Origin of the sequence: Kordia sp. (assembly GCF_045105435.1) — a bacterium.
Classification (GTDB): Bacteria; Bacteroidota; Bacteroidia; order Flavobacteriales; family Flavobacteriaceae; genus Kordia.
The window spans coordinates 1-2,604 of record NZ_JBGCDL010000093.1 but is presented as its reverse complement, the minus strand read 5'-3'; the positions used below and the strand labels follow the sequence as shown (position 1 = coordinate 2,604).

Sequence of the window (2,604 nt, the reverse complement as noted above, 5' to 3'; positions counted from 1 at the left end):
GCAAACTAGCATTCAAAAACCACTTTGCAACAACAAATGCTGCAAATGCAAAGCCAATTCCAACGCCATAACTCACATACATAGCTCCATAAAAAAAAGAAGGTTCAATCTTATAACGTGTCCCGCAATGCGAACATGTTTCATGCATTTTTAACGTAGTATTCAATTTATACGGGTTTTTTACCTCATACATGGGTTCGTTTTGACATTTTGGGCAACTTCCCGTTAAAATACTATTTAATTTCGATCCTTTTTTTAACATTTGTAAAAATATAGTATAAAATCATCTTGTTTCACTACAAAAGTAAGGCATACATTTTATAAAAACGGTAACTTTTGTCACACTCATGATAAATATTCACAACATAGCTGTCGCTTTTGGCGGAACATATCTATTTAAAGACATAGCGTTTCGGCTAAATGCGGGCGACAGTGTCGGACTGATTGGAAAAAATGGCGCTGGAAAATCTACGCTACTAAAAATTCTTGCAAAAGAAAACGAACCTGACGAAGGTGCAATTGCAACAGACAAAGACATTGCAATTGGTTTCTTAAAACAAGATATCGAGTTTACACAAGGACGAACGGTTTTAGAAGAAAGTTATGAAGCTTTTGAGCAAATCCGTGAACTTGAACTAAAAATCGATCAAATCAACCATGAACTATCAGAACGTACTGATTACGATAGCGAATCGTATACAAAACTGATAGAAGATTTAAGCGAATTCACGACGCGATATGAAATATTAGGCGGATACAATTACAAAGGCGATACCGAAAGAGTATTGCAAGGATTGGGTTTTAAACGAAACGATTTCGACAAAAAAACAGATACCTTTTCTGGTGGTTGGCGCATGCGAATTGAATTGGCAAAACTCTTACTGCAAAAAAACGATATCTTACTCCTAGATGAGCCAACAAATCACTTGGATATAGAATCTATAATTTGGTTAGAACAGTTTCTAAAAACCTTTCCGGGCGTTGTCATCATTGTATCGCACGATAAAATGTTTTTAGATAATGTAACCAATAGAACCATTGAAATTTCGTTAGGTCGTATTTACGATTACAACAAACCATATTCAAAATATTTAGTACAACGACAAGAAATTCGTGAGCAGCAATTAGCAACGCAAAAAAATCAAGAAAAGCACATTCAACATACGGAAAAGTTGATTGAAAAATTCCGCGCCAAAGCCTCCAAAGCTACAATGGCACAATCGCTCATAAAAAAGTTAGAAAAGATTGATCGTATAGAAGTGGATGCTGATGACAATGCTGTGATGGCAATTCAATTTCCTGTATCTGTTCAACCAGGAAAAGTAGTTTTGGAAGGTGAAAATATTTCTAAAAATTACGGCGAAAAACAAGTGCTTTCAGGTGTTGACTTATTTGTTGAAAGAAGTAGTAAAATTGCTTTTGTTGGACAAAACGGGCAAGGGAAATCGACTTTGGCTAAAATTATTGTGAACGAAATTCCGCATGACGGAAAAATGGAATTGGGGCACAATGTACAAGTTGGTTATTTTGCGCAAAATCAGGCTGAATATTTAGATGGTAACCTTACGGTAGAAGATACTATGATTGAGGCTGCGGATGAAAAAACACGTCCAAAAGTGCGTGATATGCTCGGATCTTTTCTCTTTAGAGGTGAAGAAGTAGACAAAAAAGTAAAAGTGTTATCTGGAGGCGAGCGAAATCGTTTAGCGTTATGTAAAATGTTATTGCAGCCGTTCAATGTTTTGGTGATGGATGAGCCAACGAATCACTTGGATATCAAATCGAAAAACGTGCTCAAAAAAGCATTACAAACCTATGAAGGAACGCTTATTTTAGTTTCGCATGATCGTGATTTTTTACAAGGACTCACTAATAAAGTGTACGAATTCAAAGATGAAAAAATAAAAGAATATCTCGGCGATATCAATTACTATTTGGAGGAACGCAAAGTAGCAGACTTGCGCGAAGTTGAAAAACGAACGGTTGTGAAGCAAGAAATTGTAAAATCGGAAGCGCCAAAACAATCGTATGAATCGCAAAAAAGACTAAAATCGCTCAACAACAAACTCAACAAAATTGAGCGTTCTATTTCCGATTTAGAAAAAGAAATCAAAGACATTGACATGGAATTGGCGATGAATTACGAAGAAACCATTGCAAAACCAGATTTCTTCGATACCTATCAAGGAAAAAAGAAAACGCTAGAAACCTTAATGGAAGATTGGGAAACGCTTCAAGAGGAGATGGAAACGTTGGAATCACAATCTTAAGTCGTATTTTTGCAATATGAACGAACATTTTTTTCAATGTCCCCATTGTTGGGAAGAAATTTCCATGCTAATTGATACTTCTGTACGCACTCAAAAATACATTGAAGATTGCGAAGTTTGCTGCAATCCAATTGAGTTAGAGGTCATTAGTGAAGATGGAGAAATCATAGGTTTTCAGGCAAGAAACATAGAGCAATAAAAAAATCATTTTTTTGTTGGTGGAATGGAAAATGATTGTATATTTGCAGTCCAATATCGCGGGATAGAGCAGTAGGTAGCTCGTCGGGCTCATAACCCGAAGGTCACTGGTTCGAGTCCAGTTCCCGCTACTAAG

The 2,604-nt window shown here is 36.3% G+C and carries 3 protein-coding genes and 1 tRNA gene; 3 read left to right on the top strand and 1 reads right to left on the bottom strand.

The genetic code is table 11. The features are described 5' to 3' along the window. A partial coding sequence (locus AB8B65_RS04350) for a DUF983 domain-containing protein (protein ID WP_405299633.1) occupies nt 1–262 on the bottom strand: 262 nt, incomplete at its 3' end. Nucleotides 263–347: 85 nt separating this feature from the next. Between AB8B65_RS04350 and AB8B65_RS04345 the strand changes: the two genes are divergently transcribed. From AB8B65_RS04345 to AB8B65_RS04335, 3 genes are all read left to right on the top strand, one after another. Beyond that, nucleotides 348–2,270, top strand: coding sequence for an ATP-binding cassette domain-containing protein (locus AB8B65_RS04345; protein ID WP_405299632.1), 1,923 nt, complete (start codon nt 348–350; stop codon nt 2,268–2,270). 16 nt (nt 2,271–2,286) lie between these two features. Beyond that, a complete protein-coding gene (locus tag AB8B65_RS04340; protein WP_405299631.1) occupies nt 2,287–2,469 on the top strand; it encodes a CPXCG motif-containing cysteine-rich protein in 183 nt (60 codons plus the stop codon). Between the two features lie 57 nt (nt 2,470–2,526). Beyond that, nucleotides 2,527–2,599, top strand: a tRNA-Met gene (locus AB8B65_RS04335). The last annotated feature ends 5 nt before the right edge of the window (nt 2,600–2,604 follow it).

Bases quoted from the DNA above. Each gene is read 5' to 3' on its own strand.
- AB8B65_RS04340 (WP_405299631.1), top strand. From the start codon at position 2,287: ATGAACGAACATTTTTTTCAATGTCCCCATTGTTGGGAAGAAATTTCC.
- AB8B65_RS04345 (WP_405299632.1), top strand. From the start codon at position 348: ATGATAAATATTCACAACATAGCTGTCGCTTTTGGCGGAACATATCTA.